We start from the raw sequence: 23319 nt of genomic DNA on the forward strand, positions 1-23319 counted from the left end.
TCCCGATCGTCGCGCTAGCTGGGCCGGGGCGACGCTGTCCCCAGAATGCACAGGCCTTAATACTGTTACTGAGATCTCTACATCGGTTCTTCTTTGAAATACAGGCCTGGGGACGTTCGGTGCACACCCCTCGCCGAGGCCGTCGTCAGATCGTTTTGTCGGCCTTCGCGATTAGCTTTCAAGATGGCCCCGGAGGATCTACGGTTGTTCTTCGACTGCCGTTACGGTCGTCGTCGGCGCGTTGCGTCGCCGGCGCTCGTGGCGGGGCCCCGTGCTAGCGGGGGGAGGCTAGCCACAATGGATTCGAAAACGCTGAAGGTGAAGGGACGCTATGGACGCGGCGACGACAACGGCTGGCCTCAGCGACTTGAAGTTTCGTTTGGTGCGGGAGTCTTTCGCGGACGCGGTGTCGTGGGTGGCGAAGAACCTGCCGTCCAGACCCGCGGTGCCGGTGCTGTCCGGCGTGCTGCTGTCCGGGACCGATGAGGGCCTGACGATCTCCGGATTCGATTACGAGGTATCCGCGGAAGCTCAGGTTGCGGCCGAAATCGCTTCTCCCGGAAGCGTTTTGGTCTCCGGACGGCTCTTGTCAGACATCGTTCGGGCGTTGCCGAACAAGCCGATCGACTTCTACGTCGACGGCAACCGGGTCGCGCTGAACTGCGGAAATGCCAGGTTCTCGTTGCCGACGATGGCGGTCGAGGATTACCCGACACTGCCGGCCCTCCCGGACGAGACCGGGACGCTGCCCGCCGATCTGTTCGCCGAGGCGATCAGCCAGGTGGCCATCGCGGCCGGGCGCGACGACACGTTGCCCATGTTGACCGGGATCCGGGTTGAGATTTCGGGCGACACCGTGGTGCTGGCCGCCACCGACAGGTTCCGGCTGGCGGTTCGCGAGCTGACCTGGTCGGCGGCCTCACCGGACATCGAAGCCGCGGTCCTGGTGCCGGCCAAGACGCTGGCCGAAGCCGCCCGGGCCGGCACCGACGGCGCTGAGGTTCGGTTGTCGTTGGGCGCGGGTGCCGGCGTCGGAAAGGACGGGTTGCTCGGCATCAGCGGGAACGGCAAGCGCAGCACCACGCGCCTGCTCGATGCGGAATTCCCGAAGTTCCGCCAGCTGCTGCCGGCCGAGCACACGGCCGTCGCGACGATCAACGTGGCGGAGTTGACCGAGGCCATCAAGTTGGTCGCGCTGGTCGCCGACCGCGGGGCGCAGGTGCGGATGGAATTCAGCGAGGGATCGCTGCGGCTGTCCGCGGGGGCCGACGACGTCGGCCGGGCCGAAGAAGACCTGGCGATCGATTTCGCCGGCGAACCGCTGACCATCGCCTTCAATCCGACGTACTTGACCGACGGACTGGGTTCGGTGCATTCCGAGCGGGTGTCGTTTGGTTTCACGACTCCGGGCAAGCCCGCGTTGCTGCGCCCGGCGCTGGACGACGACAGCCACCCGACCGGGCCGGGACCGTTCAGCGCCCTGCCGACCGATTACGTCTACCTGTTGATGCCTGTCCGGTTGCCTGGCTAGGTGTACGTCCGGCATTTAGGACTGCGCGACTTCCGGTCCTGGGCACACGCCGACCTCGAATTGCAACCCGGTCGGACGGTCTTCATCGGCTCCAACGGGTTCGGGAAGACGAATCTCCTTGAGGCGCTGTGGTATTCGAGCACTCTGGGTTCACACCGGGTGGGAACTGATGCGCCGTTGATCCGGGCCGGCGCCGCCCGGGCGGTCGTTTCCACGATCGTGGTCAACGACGGCAGGGAATGCGCCGTAGATCTGGAAATCGCTGCGGGGCGGGCGAATAAGGCGCGGCTGAATCGCTCACCGGTGCGCAGCACCCGCGAGGTCATCGGGGTCTTACGCGCGGTGTTGTTCGCCCCCGAGGACTTGGCGCTGGTGCGCGGCGACCCGTCGGAGCGACGCCGCTACCTCGACGACCTGGCGACGCTGCGCCGGCCGGCCGTGGCGGCGGTGCGCGCCGACTACGAGAGAGTGCTGCGGCAGCGGACCGCGCTGTTGAAATCCCTGTCTGGCGCGCGGTACCGGGGCGATCACGGGGCGTTGGACACGCTCGACGTGTGGGACAGTCGCCTCGCCGAACATGGGGCCCAATTGATGTCCGCCCGTATCGATTTGGTGAACCAGCTGACGCCCGAGGTGGAGAAGGCCTATCAACTGCTGGCCCCGGGATCACGTGCCGCGTCGATCAGCTACCGTTCCAGCCTGGGCGCCGACGCCGCGGCGGACATCGCCGGCGGGGACCGCGAATTCCTCGAGGCCGCTCTGTTGGCCGCTTTGGCGGAGCGCCGCGGTGCGGAGCTGGAGCGCGGCATGTGTTTGGTCGGTCCGCACCGGGACGACCTGGAGCTGTGGCTCGGCGATCAGCCGGCGAAAGGCTTTGCCAGCCATGGGGAATCGTGGTCGTTCGCGTTGGCGCTGCGACTCGCCGCCTACGAGCTGCTGCGCGCCGACGAAAGCGACCCCGTATTGTTGCTCGACGACGTCTTCGCCGAACTCGACGCGACCCGGCGCTGCGCCCTCGCAACCGTGGCCGAATCGGCCGAGCAGGTGCTGGTCACCGCCGCGGTCGTCGAGGACATCCCGGCGGGCTGGGACGCCCGACGGGTCTACGTCGACCTGCATGACAGCGACTCCGGCCGGGTATCGGAGATGCGCGCATGACCGGCACGGGAGAGGGTCCGGGCCGCGACCCCGGCGGGCCGTCGGGCGAGATGAGCGGGATCGACTTGGTCAGGCGCACCCTCGAGGAGGCCCGGGCGGCGGCGCGCGCGCAGGGGAAGGACCCCGGCCGCGGCCGCGCCGTATCGCCTTCCCCGCGCCGGGTGGCGGGCCAGCGGCGAAGCTGGTCGGGGCCCGGGCCGGACGGGCGCGACCCGCAACCGCTGGGCAGATTGGCGCGCGACCTGGCGAAAAAGCGGGGCTGGTCCGCGCAAGTCGCCGAGGGCACCGTGCTGGGCAACTGGACATCGGTGGTCGGCCACCAGATCGCCGACCACGCCGTCCCGACCGCCCTCAAGGACGGCGTGCTGAGCGTCTCCGCGGAATCGACGGCGTGGGCCACGCAGTTGCGGATGATTCAGGCGCAGTTGTTGGCGAAGATCGCCGCCGCGGTCGGCAACGGGGTGGTGACGTCGCTGAAGATCACCGGGCCGGCCGCGCCGTCGTGGCGCAAGGGGCCGCGCCACATCGCCGGGAGAGGCCCGCGGGACACTTACGGTTAGCGCCGTTCGGGGCGCCGCCCGATCCCCGGGCAGACGTTTATCCACAGGCCGCTCAAATCGGCCAGAATCCCGTAGACACCCTTGATGCACGTCGGGACGCGGCCAGAATAAAGAAATCGTCCGCACGGCGCGGTTAGCTGGGTAGAAACGCGGCTAGAAAATCGGTGCGGACGGGGGATCACGCTAGACTAGCCGCATGCGACTGTTGCGGTGATGAGGAACCGCCCGCATGAAACCCCAAGGAGAGCATTCCGACCGTGGCTGCCCAGAAGAAGGCGCAAGACGATTACGGCGCTTCAGCGATCACCGTGCTCGAAGGCCTCGAAGCCGTCCGCAAACGCCCCGGCATGTACATCGGGTCCACCGGCGAGCGTGGTCTGCACCACCTCATCTGGGAGGTGGTCGACAACTCCGTCGACGAGGCGATGGCCGGCTATGCCAACAAGGTCGACGTGCGGATACTCGACGACGGCAGCGTCGAGGTCGCCGACAACGGGCGCGGCATCCCGGTCGCGATGCACGCGACCGGCGCCCCCACCGTCGACGTCGTGATGACCCAACTTCACGCCGGCGGCAAGTTCGGCGGTGAGAACAGCGGTTACAACGTCAGCGGTGGCCTGCACGGCGTCGGCGTCTCGGTGGTCAACGCGCTGTCGACCCGGCTCGAGGTGGACATCGCCCGCGATGGCTACGAATGGTCGCAGTTCTACGACCACGCCGTACCCGGAACGCTCAAACAGGGTGAGGCCACCAAGCGGACGGGCACCACGATCAGGTTCTGGGCCGACCCCGACATCTTCGAGACCACCGAGTACGACTTCGAGACGGTGGCGCGCCGGCTGCAGGAAATGGCGTTCCTCAACAAGGGGTTGACCATCAACCTCACCGACGAGCGGGTGAGCAACGAGGAGGTTGTCGACGAGGTCGTCAGCGACACCGCCGACGCACCCAAGTCCGCCCAGGAAAAGGCGGCGGAATCGACTGCGCCACATAAGGTTAAGCACCGCACCTTCCACTACCCCGGCGGTCTGGTCGACTTCGTCAAGCACATCAACCGCACCAAGAGCCCGATCCAGCAGAGCATCATCGACTTCGACGGCAAAGGCCCCGGCCACGAGGTCGAGATCGCGATGCAGTGGAACGGCGGCTACTCGGAATCCGTGCACACCTTCGCCAACACCATCAACACCCACGAGGGCGGCACCCACGAAGAGGGTTTCCGCAGCGCGCTGACGTCGGTGGTGAACAAGTACGCCAAAGACAAGAAGCTGCTGAAAGACAAGGACCCGAACCTCACCGGCGACGACATTCGCGAAGGCCTGGCCGCGGTGATCTCGGTCAAGGTCAGCGAACCGCAGTTCGAGGGCCAGACCAAGACCAAGCTGGGCAACACCGAAGTGAAGTCGTTCGTGCAGAAGGTCTGCAACGAACAGCTCACCCACTGGTTCGAGGCCAACCCCGCGGACGCCAAGGTGGTGGTCAACAAGGCGGTGTCGTCGGCGCAGGCCCGGATCGCCGCGCGCAAGGCGCGAGAGTTGGTGCGTCGCAAGAGCGCCACCGATCTGGGCGGGCTGCCCGGCAAGCTCGCCGACTGCCGCTCGACGGATCCGCGCAAGTCGGAACTGTATGTGGTGGAGGGTGATTCGGCCGGCGGCTCGGCGAAGAGCGGCCGCGACTCGATGTTCCAGGCCATCCTGCCGCTGCGCGGCAAGATCATCAACGTCGAGAAGGCCCGCATCGACCGGGTGTTGAAGAACACCGAGGTGCAGGCCATCATCACCGCCCTGGGCACCGGCATCCACGACGAGTTCGACATCACCAAGCTGCGCTATCACAAGATCGTGCTGATGGCCGACGCCGACGTCGACGGCCAGCACATCTCGACGCTCTTGTTGACTCTGCTCTTCCGTTTCATGCGGCCCCTGATCGAAAACGGGCACGTGTTCTTGGCGCAACCGCCGCTGTACAAGCTGAAGTGGCAGCGCAGCGACCCCGAATTCGCCTACTCCGACCGCGAGCGCGACGGCTTGTTGGAAGCAGGGCAGAAGGCCGGCAAGAAGATCAACAAGGACGACGGCATTCAGCGCTACAAGGGCCTCGGTGAGATGGATGCGAAGGAATTATGGGAAACCACAATGGATCCCACCGTCCGGGTGTTGCGCCAAGTCACGCTGGACGACGCCGCGGCCGCCGACGAGCTGTTCTCGATCCTGATGGGCGAGGACGTCGATGCGCGCCGCAGCTTTATCACCCGTAACGCCAAGGACGTTCGCTTCTTAGATGTCTAAGACGGCTGAGCGATGCAGACCTGCCACCGTTGACCGACCAACGAGGAATACATGACTGACACCACGCTGCCGCCAGGTGACGACTCCGTCGACCGGATCCAGCCGGTTGACATTCAGCAGGAGATGCAGCGCAGCTACATCGATTACGCGATGAGCGTGATCGTCGGCCGCGCGCTGCCCGAGGTGCGCGACGGCCTCAAGCCGGTGCACCGCCGGGTGCTCTATGCGATGTATGACTCCGGGTTCCGCCCGGACCGCAGCCACGCCAAGTCGGCGCGGTCGGTGGCCGAGACGATGGGTAACTACCACCCGCACGGCGACGCCTCGATCTACGACACCCTGGTGCGGATGGCGCAGCCTTGGTCGCTGCGCTATCCCCTGGTCGACGGGCAGGGCAACTTCGGTTCGCCCGGCAACGACCCGCCGGCGGCCATGAGATATACCGAGGCGCGGCTGACCCCGCTCGCCATGGAAATGTTGCGTGAAATCGACGAGGAGACAGTCGATTTCATCCCCAACTACGACGGACGGGTCCAGGAGCCCACCGTCCTGCCCAGCCGGTTCCCGAACCTGCTCGCCAACGGTTCCGGCGGCATCGCGGTCGGGATGGCGACCAACATCCCGCCGCACAACCTGCGCGAGCTGGCCGAGGCCGTCTACTGGTGCCTGGACAATCACGAGGCCGACGAAGAGGCCACCCTCACCGCGGTCTGCGAGCGGGTCAAGGGCCCCGACTTCCCCACCCACGGCCTGATCGTCGGGTCACAGGGCATCCACGACGCGTACACCACCGGACGCGGCTCGATCCGGATGCGCGGAGTCGTTGAGGTGGAAGAGGATTCACGTGGACGCACCTCGCTGGTCATCACCGAGCTGCCGTACCAGGTGAACCACGACAACTTCATCACCTCGATCGCCGAGCAGGTCCGCGACGGCAAGCTGGCCGGCATCTCCAACATCGAGGACCAGTCCAGCGACCGGGTCGGCTTGCGCATCGTCGTGGAGATCAAGCGCGACGCCGTCGCCAAAGTGGTGCTGAACAACCTCTACAAGCACACCCAGCTGCAGACCAGCTTCGGCGCGAACATGCTGTCGATCGTCGACGGGGTGCCGCGCACGCTGCGCCTCGACCAGATGATTCGCCACTACGTGGCGCATCAACTCGACGTCATCGTGCGGCGCACCACCTACCGGTTGCGCAAGGCCAACGAACGTGCGCACATCTTGCGCGGACTGGTCAAAGCGCTCGACGCGCTCGACGAGGTCATCGCCTTGATCCGCGCGTCGGAGACCGTGGACATCGCACGGGCCGGGCTGATCGAGCTGCTGGATATCGACGAAATCCAGGCGCAGGCGATCCTGGACATGCAGCTACGCCGCCTGGCCGCCCTGGAGCGCCAGCGCATCATCGACGACCTGGCCAAGATCGAAGCCGAGATCGCCGACCTCGAGGACATCCTGGCCAAGCCCGAGCGGCAGCGCCGGATCGTGCACGACGAGCTGTCCGAGATCGTCGACAAACACGGCGACGAGCGGCGCACCCGGATCATCGCCGCCGATGGGGACGTGAACGACGAGGACTTGATCGCTCGCGAGGACGTCGTCGTCACCATCACCGAGACCGGCTACGCCAAGCGCACCAAAACCGACCTGTACCGCAGCCAGAAACGCGGCGGCAAGGGCGTCCAGGGCGCCGGGCTCAAGCAGGACGACATCGTGCGGCACTTCTTCGTGTGCTCGACGCACGACTGGATCCTGTTCTTCACCACGCAGGGCCGGGTCTACCGCGCCAAGGCCTACGAACTGCCGGAGGCGTCCCGCACCGCGCGCGGTCAGCACGTCGCCAACCTGCTGGCGTTCCAGCCCGAGGAGCGGATCGCCCAGGTCATCCAGATCCGCGGCTATGAGGATGCGCCGTACCTGGTGCTGGCCACCCGCAACGGCCTGGTGAAGAAGACCAAGCTGACCGACTTCGATTCCAACCGGTCGGGTGGAATCGTGGCGATCAACCTGCGCGACAACGACGAGCTGGTCGGCGCGGTGTTGTGCTCCTCCGACGAGGACCTGCTGCTGGTGTCGGCCAACGGCCAGTCCATCAGGTTCTCGGCGACCGACGAAGCGCTGCGCCCGATGGGGCGCGCCACCTCCGGCGTGCAGGGCATGCGCTTCAACGCCGACGATTATCTGTTGTCGCTCAACGTCGTTCGTGAGGGCACCTACCTGCTGGTGGCGACCTCCGGCGGGTACGCCAAGCGCACCGCGATCGAGGAGTACCCGGTGCAGGGCCGCGGCGGCAAGGGCGTCTTGACGGTGATGTATGACCGGCGGCGTGGCCGGCTGGTCGGCGCGTTGATCGTCGACGAGGACAGCGAGCTGTACGCGATCACCTCGGGAGGCGGCGTCATCCGGACCGCGGCCGGCCAGGTCCGCAAGGCGGGACGGCAGACCAAGGGTGTGCGGCTGATGAACCTGGGCGAAGAAAACACCCTGTTGGCCATCGCCCGCAATGCCGAAGCGAACGCGGACGAAGCCGTCGAGGAGGTCGAGGGCGCCGAGTCGGAGAGCTAGTCGGTGTAAAACCACTAGACTCAGCCCGATGACGATGCGGGCCGCGGCGCGGCCCGAGGAGGACCGGGGCATTTAGACTCAGCCCGATCAGACATGACGCGACTGCACCGCCTGCGCGGCCGGGGTAGCAGACCTAAGGAGTCGGGGTGACTTCACCGAACGAGCCGGGCGCCCCCAAAAAGGGAGACGTTCCCAACGGGGATGGTGCGGCCGAGCGCGCCGGGGTGCGGCGCCCGGCGCCGTCCGCGCAGGGTGGCCGTCCCCAGGAGCCCGGGGACGGACCGCCGTGGCAGCGTGGCGGAACCCGGCCCCAGCAGCCACCGTCTCGCCAGAGCGAGCCTCCGACCGAGAAGCGACCATCGGGTCCGGCCGGCGGGGTCGAGGCGAGGCTGAACCGTTTCATCTCCGGCACCGCGGCACCCGGAGCCGGCGCCGCGGCGCATGCGAAAGACGCCGACGCGGCACCGGCCCGCGAAGGATCGCCCGCTGAGGCCTACGCCAGCGAGTTGCCGGACCTGTCCGGCCCGCTACCGCGCGGCCCGCACCGCAAGCCCGCACCCGAACAGCGGACGTCCGAGAGTCCGTCGGGAGCCGGCCGGCCTTCGACCACGGAAAGCCGGGAAGCCCGGGAGAACCGCGACCGCGTGCAGGTGTCACGGCGGACGCGAGGACCCGTCCGGGCCAGCATGCAGATCCGCCGGATCGACCCGTGGAGCACGTTGAAGGTGTCGCTGCTGTTGTCGGTGGCGCTGTTCTTCGTGTGGATGATCGCCGTCGCGTTCCTCTACCTCGTGCTCGGCGGCATGGGCGTCTGGTCGAAGTTGAACAGCAACGTCGGCGACCTGCTGAACAACACCAGCGGCAGCAGCGGCGAACTGGTATCCAGCGGCACGATTTTCGGCGGCGCCGTCTTGATCGGCCTGGTAAACATCGTGCTGCTGACCGCGATGGCGACCATCGCCGCGTTCGTCTACAACCTGACCACCGATCTGATCGGCGGCATCGAAGTGACGCTGGCGGATCGCGACTAGCTGATGGCTAGCTCTGGTGCTGCGTTTTTGGGAGTCGGGCGGCTAGTGCGGTAATCTCGTCGCTCGGCCGTACGCGAGTACGGGCCTATAGCTCAGGCGGTTAGAGCGCTTCGCTGATAACGAAGAGGTCGGAGGTTCGAGTCCTCCTAGGCCCACAACCATGTGCCCGTCAAGACGTTGCGTACGACTCGCACTGCCACTGGCACTGATCGCCGTATTGGCAGCGGTGGCGTGGTCACGACGTGGAGTCGAGGTCTGGCACGTGGCTGTGGATGACCCCGGTCAACCACCCAGTCACGATGAGGGGCCTTAGCTCAGTTGGTAGAGCACCGCCTTTGCAAGGCGGGTGTCAGGGGTTCGATTCCCCTAGGCTCCACAAGCCGATTCCCTTTGCACGCCTAATTGGCCATCCCTGTCCGCGGCGCGTAGGACGGGCCGAGGAAGCGTTCCACCAAGGCGCGTTCGGCGGCCGGATCCTTGAGCGGCCAGGCCCACAGCCCCAGGAAGACGCGAATCAGCCACTGTGCGGCCAGCGGATGATGGTTGCCGGGGCCGAGCATCTCGGCGGCCAAGCTCGTCACGGTCGGCGAGCTGATCACCCAGTCGCTGACCGGGGCCGCGTGGATCGATCGCATGAGCTGGGCCAGTGGGTCCGACCGCAGGCGTTCTAACGCGATGATCGTGGCGGCGACGACACGATCGGGCCCGCGGAGGTCCTTGATGGCTTCCCGTGTGGTGTCGACGATGCGAGCCGCGTGGATGGCGACGACGGCATCGCGGATGGTGGCCTTGCCGCCGGCGTGCCGGTAGATCGTCGCGGGTGAGCAGTGAACCCGGGCGGCCAGGGCCTCGATCGTGAAACCTTCATACCCCCGGCGAGCGATGAGATCGGCCGCGGCGCTATAGATCCGCTCGGCCGCTTCGCTACGGCGATCACGGCCCACCAACCAGTCGTCGCGTGGCATCCACCCATGCTCCCCTACGCTGCGGGATGCGAAAATAGCTCTCGCAGGATGAGAAGTATTGGTCTATTTTTCTCACACAAACGTCCTGCTGGCGACCGGTGTCCCTGGTCGCGCGCCTTCGGCGACGGTCGCGCGGGTTCCTCAACTTCTGCGCGATCCATTGACCCCGCGGTGGGCCGCGTCGAGCCTGAAACGCGTGGCGGTCTTGGACAGTGCGATTCGGTTCTTCGGTAGCGAGGCGATACAGGATCCCTACCCGCTGTATGACCGCATGCGTGCGGAGGCACCGGTGCACCGCATCGGCGGTTCAGAGTTCTACGCCGTCTGCGGTTGGGACGCGGTGCAAGAGGCCGTCGAGCGGGTCGAGGATTTTTCGTCGAACCTCACGGCGACCATGGTCTTTCACGAGGACGGCACCGTCGCTCCGCTCGACATGGGACCGCCCGGGGATTCGATGCACGCATTGGCCACCGCGGACGACCCCGTGCATGCGATGCACCGAAAGATCTTGTTGCCACACTTGTCGGCCAAGCGCGTCCGGATCATCGAGGAATTCGCGGCTCAGACCGCCGACCGCCTGTGGGAGCAGAACCTGCGCAACGGCGAAATCGAATGGATGAGCGGCATCGCCAATCGGCTGCCGATGATGGTGGTCTGCAAGCTGCTCGGTCTCCCCGATGACGACGTCGACAAACTCATCCGCCTCGGCTACGCCACCACCACGCTGCTTGACGGGATCGTCACGCCCGCCCAGCTCGCAGAGGCCGGAGCCGCGGCGATGGAACTCTTCGGCTATGTCCTCGAGCGTTTCGAAAGGACAAGCGCCAACGGTGAATACGGCCTGATCGCCGACCTCGCGGCTCGTTACGCCTCGGGGGAACTCGAACAAACACCGGCGCTCGGGATCATGCTGACCCTCTTCAGCGCGGCCGGCGAGTCGACGGCGTCTCTGCTGGGAAGCGCGGCGTGGATCCTCACCGATCGCCCCGCGATCCAACAGCAACTCCGCGAAAAGCCGGAATTGCTAAGCGCTTTCATCGAAGAGACCTTGCGCTTCGAGGCGCCGTTCCGGGGCCATTACCGACACGTGTGGCGCGACACCACGCTCGGTGGGGTCGCGGTGCCGGCCGACTCACATCTGCTGTTGATGTGGGGGGCGGCCAATCGCGACCCGGCGCACTTCGAGGCCCCGAACGAATTCCGGCTCGACCGCGCCGCGACCAAGAGCCACATGAGTTTCGGCAAGGGCGTGCATTTCTGCGTGGGCGCCGCGCTGGCCCGCTTGGAGGCCCACATCGTGTTGCGGATGCTGCTCGAGCGCACCACCTGGATCGACGCCGCCGAGGTCGGAGAATGGTTGCCCAGCATCCTGGTTCGGCGCCGCGAACGCTTGCGCCTCAGCGTGCGGTGAACCTACGGACGCGGCTGTACCTCGACACTGGGCGGGCGCGACTGCGGCTCCTGAGGCTTCGCCCGCACCGAGCGCCGGACGATGCTGAATGCCACGGCGCCGCCCGCGAGGACCGCGACGGCCACCCCCGCAATGATCAACGGCCGCTTGCCGCGACGCTGCGCTCGCCGCGCCTCCTGCAGTGCCTGGGGCAGGTTGGTGACCACTTCCTGCGCGGCGGCCAGTTCCTGGGCGAGGGCCTCTTGGGCCGCCGCGATGTCGGCGGCCAAGCGCCCCTCCCGATACCGGCGACGCAGCTGCGCCGCGGTCGACTGCGCCGACTGGACGCTGAGGCCGACGACTCCGCGGGTGACGTCCACCGGCCCCCTCGTCGAGTAGGTCAGGCCGCGGGCCAGTCGCTCCCGGGGGGTCAGCCGGGACTCCGTCTTCGCGCTCATCTGCCGCCCTTCTGTTCCGCTGGTGACGCCTGTCGTGAGGCCGGCGCGCCGGGCCGGCCCGATACTGAACAGACTGCCAGCATAGGGACGTCGGCGGCGCGGGTGCGCGTTCGCGAGGTTTCGTCGGCGGGTCGGATGGGTGGCACCGCGTGCGGGCGCGCTCACGCGTAGTGGCAGACTCTCATGCCGTGACTAACAGCCCCTTTCAGACTGCTACCGCCACGCTCCACACCAACCGCGGCGACATCAAGGTCGCCCTATTCGGAAACCACGCGCCCAAGACAGTCGCCAACTTCGTCGGCCTGGCGCAGGGGACCAAGGAGTACTCGACCCAGAACGCATCGGGAGGCTCGTCCGGCCCGTTCTACGATGGCGCGGTCTTTCACCGGGTGATCCGGGGCTTCATGATCCAGGGCGGCGACCCGACCGGCACGGGCCGCGGTGGCCCGGGGTACAAGTTCGCCGACGAGTTCCACCCCGAACTGCAATTCGACAAGCCCTACCTGCTGGCGATGGCGAACGCGGGCCCGGGCACCAACGGCTCGCAGTTCTTCATCACCGTCGACAAGACGCCGCACCTGAACCGGCGCCACACGATCTTCGGCGAGGTGACCGACCCGGACTCCCAGCAGGTGGTCGACGCGATCGCCACGACGAGCACCGACGGCAATGACCGCCCCTCCGAGCCGGTCGTCATCGAGTCGATCACCATCTCGTAACCGACCCGCCCGCGCGGGGCGTTCAGGGCTGCGAACGGCCCGCGTAGCCGGCTGCGGTGAGCGCGTCCAGCACGTCCAGCGGGTCGGTCCCAAGGTCCCAGCGGGAGAACAGCACCAGGCCGCCGTCGGCGGTCTCGACCTCCAGCAGCCGCACTTTGCGTCCGTAACGGCGGAACTCGATGATGCGGATGATCTTGATGTCGGATTGCTGCAATAGCTGCGTCCGGAACCAGCCGCGCAACGCCAGGCCGTCGGGCGTGATTGCCAGTTTCGGGCGCGCGCGCCACGACATCCCCGCAAACAACAGCAGACCCCCCGCGGCAACGCCCGCCAGAACCCGCCCCGGCGGGTCTGTGATTAGGGTCACACCGGCGATAGCCAACAAGACGCCCGCGGCTCCACAACCTGCGATTCCGGTCGCGTGTGGCTCCCATTGAGTTTGCTGCATGCGGTCCTTAGCCCCTCCCACCACTGCCGATGCAGTTATCCACAATCTCTATCAACAGTGGGGATAAATCACACGCGTGTGATTGGGTGGTCGGAAAGTTGCTGGCGCAACGACAAATCAGCCCGAAAATGAATTCATTCCGTCGGTCGTGCTGCTCAGTGCCAGCGCATCGTGAGCAACAAACCGGTGATCATGAAAGCGAACGCGATGGCGTAGTTCCAGGGGCCCAGTTGGGCCATCCAGTTCAGCGCGGTCGGCGCCTGGGATCCGACGGCGGCTAACTGAAACACCATCAGCCAGACGAGCCCGATCAGCATGAGGCCGATGAACAGCGCGACAAACCACACGCTGGACGGTCCGACCTTGACCTTCACCGGGGTGCGGCTGACCGCGCTGACGGTGAAGTCGTTCTTCTTGCGGACCTTGGACTTGGGCATGATTACCTCGCGGATTACCTCAACGACACGGTGAGCGGGACGGGGTGCAACGATGAACACGGCAGCTGCACCCATAGCTTGGCTACGAGACTAACGCACCTGGGGCGGTGACCAGGAAATGGAGACTCGATGATCCAGACGCGCCAGTCGCCATGGCGCTTCGGCGTCCCGGTGGTGTGCGCGCTGGCGGGATTGCTGCTCGCCGCCACGCACGGGGTATCCGGCGGCGCCGAGATCCGGGGCAGCGACGCCCCGCGGCTGGTGGACCTGGTCCGTGAGACCCAGTCGTCGGTGAACCGCCTCAACGCCGAACGCGAGGAACTCGCGAAGAAGATCGACACGGCGCACGGGCGCTCTTCGGACGCCGCGCTGGCCGCGATGCTGCGGCGCTCAGCGCAGCTCGCCGGTCAGGCGGACATGAATCCGGTGCACGGACCGGGCCTGGTGGTCACCCTCGAGGACGCGCAGCGCGACGCCAACGGCCGGTTCCCGCGCGACGCGTCACCCGACGACCTGGTGGTGCACCAGCAAGACATCCAGGCCGTGCTCAACGCGCTGTGGAGCGCGGGCGCCGAGGCGATCCAGATGCAAGACCAACGGCTCATCGCCACCTCGGTGCCCCGCTGCGTGGGCAATACGCTGCTGCTCAACGGGCGCACCTACAGCCCGCCGTACACGATCACCGCGATCGGCAACTCCGCGGCCATGCAAGCCGCCCTCGCCGCCGCTCCCCTGGTGGTCCTCTACAAGCAGTACGTGGTCCGGTTCGGCCTCGGCTACCGCGAAGAGGTCAAATCGGACGTGCAGGTCGTCGGGCACTTCGAGCCCGACCGGCTGCATTACGCGCTGCCCAACGGCCCGATCGCCTACTGACGCCGCCCGACCGGTGGCGCGCCCTCGGGCGGTAACCTGGCACGATGCGGATCCTGGTTGTCGACAACTACGACAGCTTCGTGTTCAACCTGGTGCAGTACCTCGGGCAGCTGGGTGTGGACGCGGACGTCTGGCGCAATGACGACGACCGGCTCTCCGACGAGACCGCGGCCGCCCGGCAGTTCGACGGCGTGCTGCTCAGTCCGGGGCCGGGCACCCCGGAGCGCGCGGGCGCTTCCATCGGGATGGTTCGCGCCTGTGCCGCCGAGCAGACCCCGCTGCTCGGGGTCTGCCTGGGGCACCAAGCCATCGGCGTGGCCTTCGGCGCCACCGTCGACCGCGCCCCCGAACTGCTGCACGGCAAGACCAGCAGCGTTCACCACACCAATGTCGGTGTGTTGCAAGGCCTTCCGGATCCCTTCACGGCGACCCGCTACCACTCGCTGACCATCCTGCCCGAATCGCTGCCGCCGGTTCTGGAGGTCACCGCCCACACCGACAGCGGCGTGATCATGGGGGTGCGCCACGCCGAACTGCCGATTCACGGCGTGCAGTTCCATCCCGAGTCGATCCTGACCGAGGGCGGCCACCGCATGCTGGCGAACTGGCTGGCCGTGTGCGGGTTGGTGCGCAACGACACGCTGGTGCGCCGGCTCGAGAATGACGTGCACGCCGCGGTGCGGCCGTATTTCCCGGCCGACCCGGCGGCTACTGACCGAACTTCAGCGTGATGATCCCGTCCCGGTTCACCCCGGAGCCCGCCGGCGGGTTCTGATACACCACCCGGTGGGACTGGGAGCCACCGGCGTCGACGTCGGCGCCCTTGTCGAGGATGCCCGTCCAGCCCAGCGCCCGCAGCCGCGGTTCGGCGTCCGTCCAGAACATGCCGGACAGGTCGGGCATGACGAACTGATTGCCCTTGGACACCTGCAGCTCGATGACCGAGTCCACCGGAACCATCTGTCCCTTGGGCGGATTGGTCCCGATCACTTCACCGGCCGGCCGGGGGCTGTCCACCTGCACCTGGGTCACCTTGCTGAACCCGTAGACGGTGAGGTTGCGTTGCGCGATGTCCACGGTCTGGCCCGCGATGTCGGGAACCTGCTTGGTCTCCGGCCCGGAGCCGACGATGACGGTGATGACGTTGGTGATCGCCGACGTCTGGTTGGCCGGCGGGTTGGTCCCGATCACCTTGCCCAGCAGCTCCGGTGTCGACGGCGAATTGGCCTGCTTGAACTTGGTGAATCCCGCGGCTTTGAGCTTGGTGACCGCGTCGGAGTAACTCAACGAGGACACGTCGGGCACCTCGCGTTGCTCCGGGCCGGTGGAGACGTTGACGGTGATCTCGTCGCCGGCGCTCACCGACGCGTTGGCGCCGGGGTCGGTGCCGATGACGTGGTCGGGCGGAACGATCGAATCCGGCTTTTGCAGCGTGCGCGTTTTGAAGCCGCGGTTTTGCAGCGCCGCGATGGCGTCGGCGGACACCTGCCCGCGCACGTCGGGCACCTGAACGTCACGAGCCCCGCCACCGAAGGTGTTGAACGCGATCACCACAACGATCGTCAGGACGGCCAGTGCCGCCACCGCGACGATCCAGCGACCGACCGACCCGACGGTGCGGTCCTCGCCCGCGTCGGCGAGAACCTGGCGAGGCAGCGGATCGGTCCGGGGCGGGCCGGCGCTGCCGGGGCTCGACGACAGCATCGAGCTTCGGTCGGCGTCGGTGAAAACCTTGGGCGCTTCGGGCTTTTCGCCGTTGTGCACCCGGACCAGATCGGCGCGCATCTCCGCCGCGGTCTGATAGCGGTTTTCCGGATTCTTGGCCAGCGCCTTGAGCACGACGGCGTCGAGATCGGGCGAGATGCCCTCGTGGCGCTGCGACGGCGGCACGGGGTCCTCGCGGACATGTTGGTAGGCAACCGCGACCGGCGAGTCTCCGACGAAAGGTGGTTCGCCCGTGAGGATTTCGTAAAGGACGCACCCCAACGAATACACATCGGAGCGGGCGTCGACGGCGTCGCCGCGGGCTTGCTCGGGCGAGAGGTACTGCGCGGTTCCGATCACCGCGGCGGTCTGGGTGACGCTGTTGCCGCTGTCGGCGATCGCGCGGGCGATCCCGAAATCCATCACCTTGACCGCATTGGTGGTGCTGATCATGATGTTGGCCGGCTTGACGTCGCGGTGGATGATGCCGTTCTGATGACTGAAGTTCAGCGCCTGGCACGCGTCGGCGATGATCTCGATCGCCCGCCGCGGCGGCAGCGGCCCGTCCGTGTGCACGATGTCGCGCAGGGTGACGCCGTCGACGTACTCCATGACGATGTAGGGCAGCGGCCCGGTGGGGGTCTCGGCCTCGCCGGTGTCGTAGACGGCGACGATGGACGGGTGATTCAGCGCGGCGGCGTTTTGCGCCTCCCGCCGAAAGCGTAGGTAGAAGCTGGGATCGCGGGCCAGATCCGCGCGCAGCACCTTGACCGCGACGTCGCGATGCAGGCGGAGGTCGCGGGCCAGGTGAACCTCGGACATCCCCCCGAAACCGAGGATCTCCCCGAGCTCATAACGATCGGACAGGTGCTGCGGGGTGGTCATTGCGATGTCCCGTGTCCCGCCGGCCCACCGCGGAATCCCGACATCCCTATCGTGCCGTCATCCGGCCACTCGAGACGCATGCCTGCCGAACCGCTCGGGGTGTTGGTCGGCGGGGGCGCCGATGCCGGCGGGGTGCCGGTGTCGGTGACCGTCGGGGGCTGTTGCTGCTGATCCCCCCGGGAATTGATGACGATGAGCACCGCGATGATGATCGCCAGCGCGCCGAGTACCCCGGCGGCCCAGAGCAGCGCGCGCTGCCCCGACGAGAAGGTGCGCCGGGCCGGGGGCGGGCGGTGCCCGCCGGTGGTCGGGCGGGATCGACGCGGCGCCGCGCTGCGCGGGGACACCGCCGCCGCCCGGGTCGTCGGGCTGGACGGTATCGCCGCCGGCGAGGCCCGGCCCGGAGGCGGTGACTGGCTGGGGCGGGGCGGACGGCGACCGGCGCGCACCGCCGCGACGGCGTCGGCGAACGGTCCCCCGCTGCGGTACCGCATCGCCGGGTTCTTGACCAGCGTGATCTCGATGAGTTCTCGCACGTTGGGCGGCAGCTCCGCAGGCAGCGGCGGCGGGGGTTCCTTGATGTGCTTCATCGCCACGGTCAGGGCGCCGTCACCGGTGAACGGCCGCTTGCCCGAAACAACCTCGTAGCCAACAACTCCCAGCGAGTACACGTCACTGGACGGGGTGGCGTCGTGCCCGAGCGCCTGTTCGGGCGCGATGTATTGGGCGGTGCCCATGACCATGCCGGTCTGGGTCACCGGCGCGGCGTCGACGGCCTTGGCGATGCCGAAGTCGGTGATCTTCACCTGGCCGGTCGGGGTGATCAGGATGTTGCCCGGCTTGACGTCGCGGTGGACCAGCCCGGCGGCGTGCGCGACCTGCAGCGCGCGACCGGTCTGCTCGAGCATGTCCAGGGCGTGCCGCAGCGAGAGCCGGCCGGTGCGTTTGAGCACCGAGTTCAGAGGCTCGCCGTTGACCAGCTCCATCACCAGGTAGGCGGTGCGGCCCTCCCCGTCCAGCTGGCTCTCGCCGTAATCGTGGACCGCCGCGATCCCGGGGTGATTGAGCATCGCCGTGGTCCGCGCCTCAGCGCGGAAGCGCTCGATGAACTCGGGGTCTTGGGAGAACTCCTGCTTGAGCACCTTGACCGCGACGCGTCGGCCCAGGCGGCTGTCCACGGCCTCCCAGACCTGACCCATGCCGCCGGTGGCGATCAGGCGCTGCAGGCGGTATCTGCCAGACAGCGTCACACCAACTCGCGGGCTCATGGTCCTCCCTGTAGCGCGGCCTGGATCACAGCCCGTCCGATCGGCGCGGCGAGTGCACCCCCCGTCGCGGACAGGCGGTCGGCGCCATTCTCCACCAACACCGCCACGGCGACTTTCGGGGTCTGTGCGGGCGCGAAAGCGATGTACCACGCGTGCGGCGGTGTGTGCCGCGGATCGGTGCCATGTTCTGCGGTACCCGTCTTGGATGCGATCTGCACGCCGGGAATGGCCCCTTTCTGCTGTGCGACCTTCTCGGCGCCGACCATCAGCTCTGTTAGCTTAGCGGCGACCTGCGGCGACACGGCGCGCCGCTGCTCATACGGTGCCGTGGTGCTGATCGTGGTCAGGTCCGGCCCCTTGAGGCTGTCGATCAGGTACGGCTGCATCGTCACCCCGCCGTTCGCGATGGTCGCGGCGATCTCGGCGTTCTGCAGGGGCGTCAGCGCGACATCCTTTTGCCCGATGCTCGACATGCCCAGGGCGGCTGCGTCCGGGATGATCCCGATGGTCGACTCCGCGACCTGAAGCGGGATGACGCTCGGGGTGCTGTCCAGGCCGAATGAGCGCGCCATGCCACGCAGCGCGTCGGACCCGGTGAGCATGCCGAGTTGGACGAACGCGGTGTTGCAGGACAGGGCGAAGGCCTGCTGCAAGGACACGGTCGGCTCGTTGCCACACGACTGTCCACCGTAGTTCTCCAGCGTCGCGGTGCTGTTCGGCAGCGGAATCGACGGCGCGGCGGTCAGCTGCTCGGTGTCGGAGGCGCCGGCCTGCAGCGCGGCCGCGGTGGTGATCACCTTGAAGGTGGAGCCGGGCGGGTAGGTCTCCGAGATGGCACGGTTGGTCATCGGGTTGTCGGGATCGTCGCGCAGCAGCTGCCAGGCCTTGGCCTGCACCTCGGGATCGTGCGACGACAGCAGGTTGGGGTCGTAGGACGGCGACGACACCATCGCCAAGATCTTGCCGGTGGACGGTTCGAGGGCGACCACGGCGCCTTTGCACGGCGGACCGCCGCAGCCCTGCTGCATCCCGTCCCAGGCGGCCTGCTGGACGCGCGGCTTGATCGTGGTGTCGACGTTGGCCCCCCGCGGGTCGCGGCCGGTGAAGAAGTCGGCCAGCCGGCGCCCGAACAGCCGCTCGTCGGAGCCGTTCAACAGCGGGTCCTCGGCGCGTTCCAGGCCGGTGCTGGAATAGCGCAGCGAGTAGAACCCGGTGACCGGCGCGTACGTCGCGGGGTTGGGGTAGACCCTTAAGAAGCGGAAGCGGTTATCGGTGGCGACGGAGTAGGCCAACAGCTGTCCGCCCGCCACGATCTGGCCGCGCTGGCGCGAATACTCGTCGAGCAGGACGCGCTGGTTGCGCGGGTCGGCGCGCAGCGAGTCGGCGGCGAAGACCTGCGTCATCGTGGCGTTGATCAACAGCAGCACGATCAACGCCATCACGGTCACCGAGATCCGGCGCAGGGAGGCGTTCATACTTTCTCGATCACCTCGGTGCCGGCCGCCGCGATCGGCGGCTCATGGCGCGCGGGGGCGCGCAGGGGACGACGGGCGCTGTGCGAGATGCGCGCCAGGATGGCCAACAGCACGTAGTTCGCCAGCAACGACGAACCGCCATAGGACATCCACGGGGTGGTCAACCCGGTCAGCGGAATGAGTTGCGTTACCCCGCCGACGACGATGAACAACTGTAGGGCCAGCGTCGACGCCAGGCCCGCCGCCAGCAGCTTGCCGAAGCTGTCCCGGGTGGCGATCGCCGTGCGCATGCCCCGCACGATGACGATGGTGTAGAGCATCAAGATGCTCGCCAGGCCCACCAATCCCAACTCTTCGCCGAACGCCGCGATGATGAAGTCGGTCGACGCGGCGGGCACGGTGTCGGGCTGACCGTTGCCGAGCCCGGTGCCGAAAATCCCGCCGGTGGCAAAGCTGAAGAGCGACTGCACAATCTGATAGCCGCTGCCGTCGGGGTCGGAGAACGGGTCCCACCACATCTGCACCCGGACCCGGACGTGGCTGAAAATGAAATACGCGACAACGCTTCCCGCGACGAACAGGACCAGACCGATCCCCACCCAGCTGAACCGCTGGGTGGCGAGGTAGACCACCACCAAAAACGATGTGTACAGCAATAGCGAAGTGCCAAGGTCTTTTTCGAAGGCCATCACGCCGACCGAGATCACCCAGGCCGCCAGCAGGGGCGCGAGGTCACGGGGGCGGGGCAGGGTCAAGCCCATGAAGTGCTTGCCGACGCTTGTGAACAGGCCGCGTTTGGCGATCAGCACCGCGGAGAAGAAGATCAGGAGCAGGATTTTGGAGAACTCAGCGGGCTGAATTGAGAAGCCGGGCAAGCGAATCCAGATCTTGGCGCCGTTCTGTTCGGACAGCGAGGCCGGCAACAGGGCGGGAATCACCAGCAAGACCAGACCGACGAGTCCGCAGATGTAACCGTAGCGCGCGAGCTGGCGATGGTCTTTCAAGAAGGTGACCACCAGGGCAAAGGTCACCACCCCGACCAGGGTCCACAGCATCTGCTGGGTTGCGCTGGGGTGGTGACGGCCGCTGAGCTGATTGGTGACCAGATCGAGCCGGTGGATCATCACCAGGCCAAGCCCGTTGAGTAGAGCCACGATTGGCAACAGCAGCGGATCGGTATACGGCGCGAAGCGCCGGATCGCCATGTGCGCCGATCCGAAGACGACGAGAAACACCAGCCCGTAGTTGATCGCGTCCCAGTGCAGATCGCGGGTTTGATTCGCCTCGACGATCAGCAGCGCGGCGACGGTGATCAGCGAGGCGAAGCCCAGCAGCAACAGCTCGGCATTGCGCCGGGTAGGCAGAGGAGGTGTGACCGCGACCGGCGGTTGAAGCTGTGTCGTCATGCCACCGTCCGGCAATCGATGCCCGGTTGGGGTGGGGGCCCGGGGAGAGCGGTCACCGTTTGCGAGGTGGTCGTCGGACCTGCCGGTGATGGGGTCGCGGGGCCGTTGGAGGCGCTTGTGCTGGGTGGGGGGCTGGCGCTGGTGGAACTGGTGGTCGGGGGTGATGGCGTTGCGGTGGTGCTGGATTGGGGTGTACCGCCGGTGGACGGGGATCCGGGCGGAGAGGTGGCGCGCGGCGGCGGACAGATCGGCAGCAGGTATTCGGCCAGCAACTGGCGCAGCTGCGATTCCGCTTGGTCCAGGCTGCCGCCCGGCAGTCCGGTTTGGACCTGGACCTGTCCGGGACGGCGCAGATCTTGCAGGGTCATGAGCTGGCAATTGGGATGGCCGGATTGTCCGTAGCTGACCAGGGACAGTTCGTTGCGCGCGTTGAGGCAGCCGACCAGGTAAGGCCGTTGCAACGGGACGCCCAGCAGCGTTCCCTGGATGCCCCGGACGATGGAGACCCTGCCGTTGTATTCGGCGACGTAATAGTTGCGCTGGATGACCCACCACCCCACGGTGAGGCCCGCGATGACCAGCAGCACCGCCAGCGCGGCGACGACGACCATCCGTCGCCGGGACCACCGCGGCCGGTGTGGCGTTTCGGGTTGCGGCGCAACACGTTTGGCCGCCTCGTCGCGCGGCCTGATCGCCGAGGCCCGCCCGGCCGAGGTGTTGGGCAGCGTCATTTGATCCTCGTCACCCGAGACCGCGCCGGCCAGAATCGGTTGGGTCTGCCCGTAGTCGTAGTCGACGACGTCGGCGACCACGACGGTGACGTTGTCCGGCCCGCCGCCACGCAGCGCCAACTCGATGAGGCGATAGGCGGCCTCGGCGACGTCGGGAATCTGCAATGCCTCGAGGATGGTCTCGTCGCTGACCGGGTCCGACAGCCCGTCGGAACACAGCAGATAACGGTCGCCGGCGCGCGCTTCTCGCATGGTCAGCGTCGGCTCGACCTCGTGGCCGGTGAGCGCCCGCATGATCAGCGACCGCTGCGGGTGGCTGTGCGCCTCTTCCCGGGTGATGCGGCCCTCGTCGACCAGGGTCTGAACGAAGGTGTCGTCCTTGGTGATCTGGCTCAGTTCGCCGTCGCGCAGCAGGTAGCCCCGCGAATCGCCGATGTGTACCAATCCAATTCGGTCGCCCGCGAACAGGATCGCGGTAAGAGTGGTGCCCATCCCCTCGAGTTCGGGCTCCGCCTCTACCTGCGCTGCGATGGCCGCGTTGCCGGAGCGCACCGCGTTGTCGAGCTTGGCCAGCAGGTCGCCGCCCGGCTCGTCGTCATCGAGGTGGGCCAGCGCGGCGATCACCAACTGGGACGCCACCTCGCCGGCCGCATGGCCGCCCATGCCGTCGGCCAGGGCCAGCAGCCGGGCGCCGGCATAGACAGAGTCTTCGTTGTTGGCGCGCACCAGGCCACGGTCGCTCCGGGCGGCGTATCGCAGGACCAGGGTCACGGGCGCCACTCCTCGATCCCGGCTGGAAAATCTGCCGAGCCGGCATCATTGTCATTGGCGCGGGTCACGGGCGTAACTCGATCGCCGTTTTACCGATTCGAATCGGCGTTCCTATCGGGACTCGTACCGCTGTCGTCACTTTCGCCCTGTCAAGGTAAGTACCGTTGGTCGATCCTAGATCCTCGACGTACCACTCCGAGCCGCGCTGAGACAGCCGGGCGTGCCGGGTTGAGGCGTAGTCGTCGGTGAGCACCAGGGTGGAGTCGTCGGCCCGTCCGATCAGCACCGGCTGGCCGCTCAGCGTGATGCGCCCCCCCGCCAGCGCGCCTTCGGTCACCACCAGATAGCGGGCCGCGTGCCGGCGCTGCCGCGACGGAAGCAGCGTGCTGCGCAGCGCCAGCCCGCGACGCACCATGACGGCACCGGTCGGGGCGTAGATATCGGTCCGCAGGATTCGCAGCACGGACCAGATGAATACCCAGAGCAACATCAAAAATCCGGCGCGCGTCAGCTGCAGTACCAATCCCTGCATCTGGCGTCCTTTCCGTCCTAGCGTCGTGTCCCCGGCGCCCGTGACTCCGCGCACATCGGCTACGTCACGATACTTGGACGGTGGTCGACACGGGGCGAAGCACGGCAGCGTTGAGCCCAGC

General features: G+C 67.2%; 20 protein-coding genes and 2 tRNA genes. 12 read left to right on the top strand and 10 right to left on the bottom strand.

Annotation, left to right across the window (positions count from 1 at the left end; genetic code table 11):
• The first annotated feature begins 331 nt into the window (after positions 1-331).
• The 8 genes from dnaN (at position 332) to W7U_RS21460 (ending at position 9512) form a co-directional block, all read left to right on the top strand.
• On the top strand, positions 332-1531 hold the full coding sequence (gene dnaN, locus W7U_RS21425; protein ID WP_008262505.1) for a DNA polymerase III subunit beta: 1200 nt from the start codon (positions 332-334) through the stop codon (positions 1529-1531).
• Positions 1532-2689 (top strand): DNA replication/repair protein RecF, encoded by a 1158-nt coding sequence (gene recF / locus W7U_RS21430; RefSeq protein WP_008262508.1) that lies wholly within the window; start codon positions 1532-1534, stop codon positions 2687-2689.
• Complete coding sequence (locus tag W7U_RS21435; protein ID WP_008262510.1) at positions 2686-3249, top strand: DUF721 family protein; 564 nt, start codon at positions 2686-2688, stop codon at positions 3247-3249. Before recF ends, W7U_RS21435 begins: the two co-directional genes overlap by 4 nt.
• Positions 3250-3506: 257 nt before the next feature.
• Positions 3507-5537 (top strand): DNA topoisomerase (ATP-hydrolyzing) subunit B, encoded by a 2031-nt coding sequence (gene gyrB / locus W7U_RS21440; protein ID WP_008262512.1) that lies wholly within the window; start codon positions 3507-3509, stop codon positions 5535-5537.
• Between the two features lie 51 nt (positions 5538-5588).
• Complete coding sequence (gyrA, locus tag W7U_RS21445) at positions 5589-8105, top strand: DNA gyrase subunit A (RefSeq protein WP_008262517.1); 2517 nt, start codon at positions 5589-5591, stop codon at positions 8103-8105.
• Positions 8106-8251: 146 nt separating this feature from the next.
• Positions 8252-9136 (top strand): DUF3566 domain-containing protein, encoded by an 885-nt coding sequence (locus tag W7U_RS21450; protein ID WP_008262519.1) that lies wholly within the window; start codon positions 8252-8254, stop codon positions 9134-9136.
• Positions 9137-9217: 81 nt separating this feature from the next.
• Positions 9218-9291 (top strand) — tRNA-Ile (locus tag W7U_RS21455).
• Between the two features lie 148 nt (positions 9292-9439).
• Positions 9440-9512 (top strand) — tRNA-Ala (locus tag W7U_RS21460).
• Positions 9513-9534: 22 nt separating this feature from the next.
• On the opposite strand, the gene W7U_RS21465 is transcribed toward W7U_RS21460, so the two are convergent.
• Entirely contained in the window at positions 9535-10101 is a 567-nt protein-coding gene (locus W7U_RS21465; RefSeq protein ID WP_008262523.1) for a TetR/AcrR family transcriptional regulator, read from the bottom strand.
• A gap of 196 nt (positions 10102-10297) precedes the next feature.
• On the opposite strand from W7U_RS21465, the gene W7U_RS21470 reads away from it, so the two are divergent.
• Positions 10298-11512 carry a cytochrome P450 gene (locus tag W7U_RS21470; RefSeq protein WP_008262524.1) on the top strand — a complete coding sequence of 405 codons (1215 nt, stop codon included), beginning with the start codon at positions 10298-10300 and terminating at the stop codon, positions 11510-11512.
• A 2-nt stretch (positions 11513-11514) separates the two neighbouring features.
• Here W7U_RS21470 and cwsA read toward each other — a convergent pair whose 3' ends face one another.
• Complete coding sequence (gene cwsA, locus W7U_RS21475; protein WP_008262526.1) at positions 11515-11949, bottom strand: cell wall synthesis protein CwsA; 435 nt, start codon at positions 11947-11949, stop codon at positions 11515-11517.
• Positions 11950-12119: 170 nt separating this feature from the next.
• Between cwsA and W7U_RS21480 the strand changes: the two genes are divergently transcribed.
• Positions 12120-12668, top strand: a complete 549-nt coding sequence (locus W7U_RS21480; protein WP_008262529.1) for a peptidylprolyl isomerase — start codon at positions 12120-12122, stop codon at positions 12666-12668.
• A 22-nt stretch (positions 12669-12690) separates the two neighbouring features.
• Here the strand turns inward: W7U_RS21480 and W7U_RS25825 are convergent, their stop codons facing one another.
• Together W7U_RS25825 and crgA are read right to left on the bottom strand one after the other, a co-directional pair.
• The gene (locus W7U_RS25825; protein ID WP_080587904.1) at positions 12691-13116 is read right to left on the bottom strand and encodes a PH domain-containing protein; all 426 of its coding nucleotides are present in this window, start codon (positions 13114-13116) and stop codon (positions 12691-12693) included.
• Positions 13117-13271: 155 nt separating this feature from the next.
• A complete protein-coding gene (gene crgA, locus W7U_RS21490; RefSeq protein ID WP_003872098.1) occupies positions 13272-13553 on the bottom strand; it encodes a cell division protein CrgA in 282 nt (93 codons plus the stop codon).
• Between the two features lie 129 nt (positions 13554-13682).
• On the opposite strand from crgA, the gene W7U_RS21495 reads away from it, so the two are divergent.
• Positions 13683-14426: a DUF881 domain-containing protein gene (locus tag W7U_RS21495; protein WP_008262548.1), complete on the top strand. Its 744-nt coding sequence runs from the start codon at positions 13683-13685 to the stop codon at positions 14424-14426.
• A gap of 44 nt (positions 14427-14470) precedes the next feature.
• Positions 14471-15157, top strand: a complete 687-nt coding sequence (locus W7U_RS21500; protein ID WP_008262550.1) for an aminodeoxychorismate/anthranilate synthase component II — start codon at positions 14471-14473, stop codon at positions 15155-15157.
• Here W7U_RS21500 and pknB read toward each other — a convergent pair.
• The 6 genes from pknB to W7U_RS21530 form a co-directional block, all read right to left on the bottom strand.
• Complete coding sequence (pknB, locus tag W7U_RS21505) at positions 15135-17015, bottom strand: Stk1 family PASTA domain-containing Ser/Thr kinase (RefSeq protein ID WP_008262551.1); 1881 nt, start codon at positions 17013-17015, stop codon at positions 15135-15137. The genes W7U_RS21500 and pknB overlap by 23 nt on opposite strands.
• Positions 17012-18283, bottom strand: a complete 1272-nt coding sequence (locus W7U_RS21510; protein WP_036429717.1) for a serine/threonine-protein kinase — start codon at positions 18281-18283, stop codon at positions 17012-17014. The genes pknB and W7U_RS21510 overlap by 4 nt, the downstream gene beginning before the upstream one ends.
• A complete protein-coding gene (gene pbpA, locus W7U_RS21515; protein ID WP_008262554.1) occupies positions 18280-19758 on the bottom strand; it encodes a D,D-transpeptidase PbpA in 1479 nt (492 codons plus the stop codon). The genes W7U_RS21510 and pbpA overlap by 4 nt, the downstream gene beginning before the upstream one ends.
• Positions 19755-21164, bottom strand: coding sequence for an FtsW/RodA/SpoVE family cell cycle protein (locus W7U_RS21520; RefSeq protein ID WP_008262556.1), 1410 nt, complete (start codon positions 21162-21164; stop codon positions 19755-19757). The genes pbpA and W7U_RS21520 overlap by 4 nt, the downstream gene beginning before the upstream one ends.
• Entirely contained in the window at positions 21161-22666 is a 1506-nt protein-coding gene (locus W7U_RS21525) for a protein phosphatase 2C domain-containing protein (RefSeq protein WP_020821262.1), read from the bottom strand. Before W7U_RS21525 ends, W7U_RS21520 begins: the two co-directional genes overlap by 4 nt.
• Before the next feature lie 64 nt (positions 22667-22730).
• Positions 22731-23198 carry an FHA domain-containing protein gene (locus W7U_RS21530; protein ID WP_007771646.1) on the bottom strand — a complete coding sequence of 156 codons (468 nt, stop codon included), beginning with the start codon at positions 23196-23198 and terminating at the stop codon, positions 22731-22733.
• Positions 23199-23319 lie beyond the last annotated feature (121 nt).

This window comes from Mycobacterium sp. H4Y, from assembly GCF_000364405.1.
Taxonomy (GTDB): Bacteria; Actinomycetota; Actinomycetes; order Mycobacteriales; family Mycobacteriaceae; genus Mycobacterium; species Mycobacterium intracellulare.

What these genes read in the sequence shown, in the direction of transcription:
- W7U_RS21510 (WP_036429717.1), bottom strand. Translation starts at nt 18,283, where the DNA reads ATGAGCCCGCGAGTTGGTGTGACGCTGTCTGGCAGATACCGCCTGCAG.
- W7U_RS21495 (WP_008262548.1), top strand. Translation starts at nt 13,683, where the DNA reads ATGATCCAGACGCGCCAGTCGCCATGGCGCTTCGGCGTCCCGGTGGTG.
- W7U_RS21520 (WP_008262556.1), bottom strand. Translation starts at nt 21,164, where the DNA reads ATGACGACACAGCTTCAACCGCCGGTCGCGGTCACACCTCCTCTGCCT.
- pknB (WP_008262551.1), bottom strand. Translation starts at nt 17,015, where the DNA reads ATGACCACCCCGCAGCACCTGTCCGATCGTTATGAGCTCGGGGAGATC.
- crgA (WP_003872098.1), bottom strand. Translation starts at nt 13,553, where the DNA reads ATGCCCAAGTCCAAGGTCCGCAAGAAGAACGACTTCACCGTCAGCGCG.
- dnaN (WP_008262505.1), top strand. Translation starts at nt 332, where the DNA reads ATGGACGCGGCGACGACAACGGCTGGCCTCAGCGACTTGAAGTTTCGT.
- W7U_RS21530 (WP_007771646.1), bottom strand. Translation starts at nt 23,198, where the DNA reads ATGCAGGGATTGGTACTGCAGCTGACGCGCGCCGGATTTTTGATGTTG.
- W7U_RS21435 (WP_008262510.1), top strand. Translation starts at nt 2,686, where the DNA reads ATGACCGGCACGGGAGAGGGTCCGGGCCGCGACCCCGGCGGGCCGTCG.
- cwsA (WP_008262526.1), bottom strand. Translation starts at nt 11,949, where the DNA reads ATGAGCGCGAAGACGGAGTCCCGGCTGACCCCCCGGGAGCGACTGGCC.
- W7U_RS21465 (WP_008262523.1), bottom strand. Translation starts at nt 10,101, where the DNA reads ATGCCACGCGACGACTGGTTGGTGGGCCGTGATCGCCGTAGCGAAGCG.
- W7U_RS25825 (WP_080587904.1), bottom strand. Translation starts at nt 13,116, where the DNA reads ATGCAGCAAACTCAATGGGAGCCACACGCGACCGGAATCGCAGGTTGT.
- gyrA (WP_008262517.1), top strand. Translation starts at nt 5,589, where the DNA reads ATGACTGACACCACGCTGCCGCCAGGTGACGACTCCGTCGACCGGATC.
- W7U_RS21500 (WP_008262550.1), top strand. Translation starts at nt 14,471, where the DNA reads ATGCGGATCCTGGTTGTCGACAACTACGACAGCTTCGTGTTCAACCTG.
- pbpA (WP_008262554.1), bottom strand. Translation starts at nt 19,758, where the DNA reads ATGAACGCCTCCCTGCGCCGGATCTCGGTGACCGTGATGGCGTTGATC.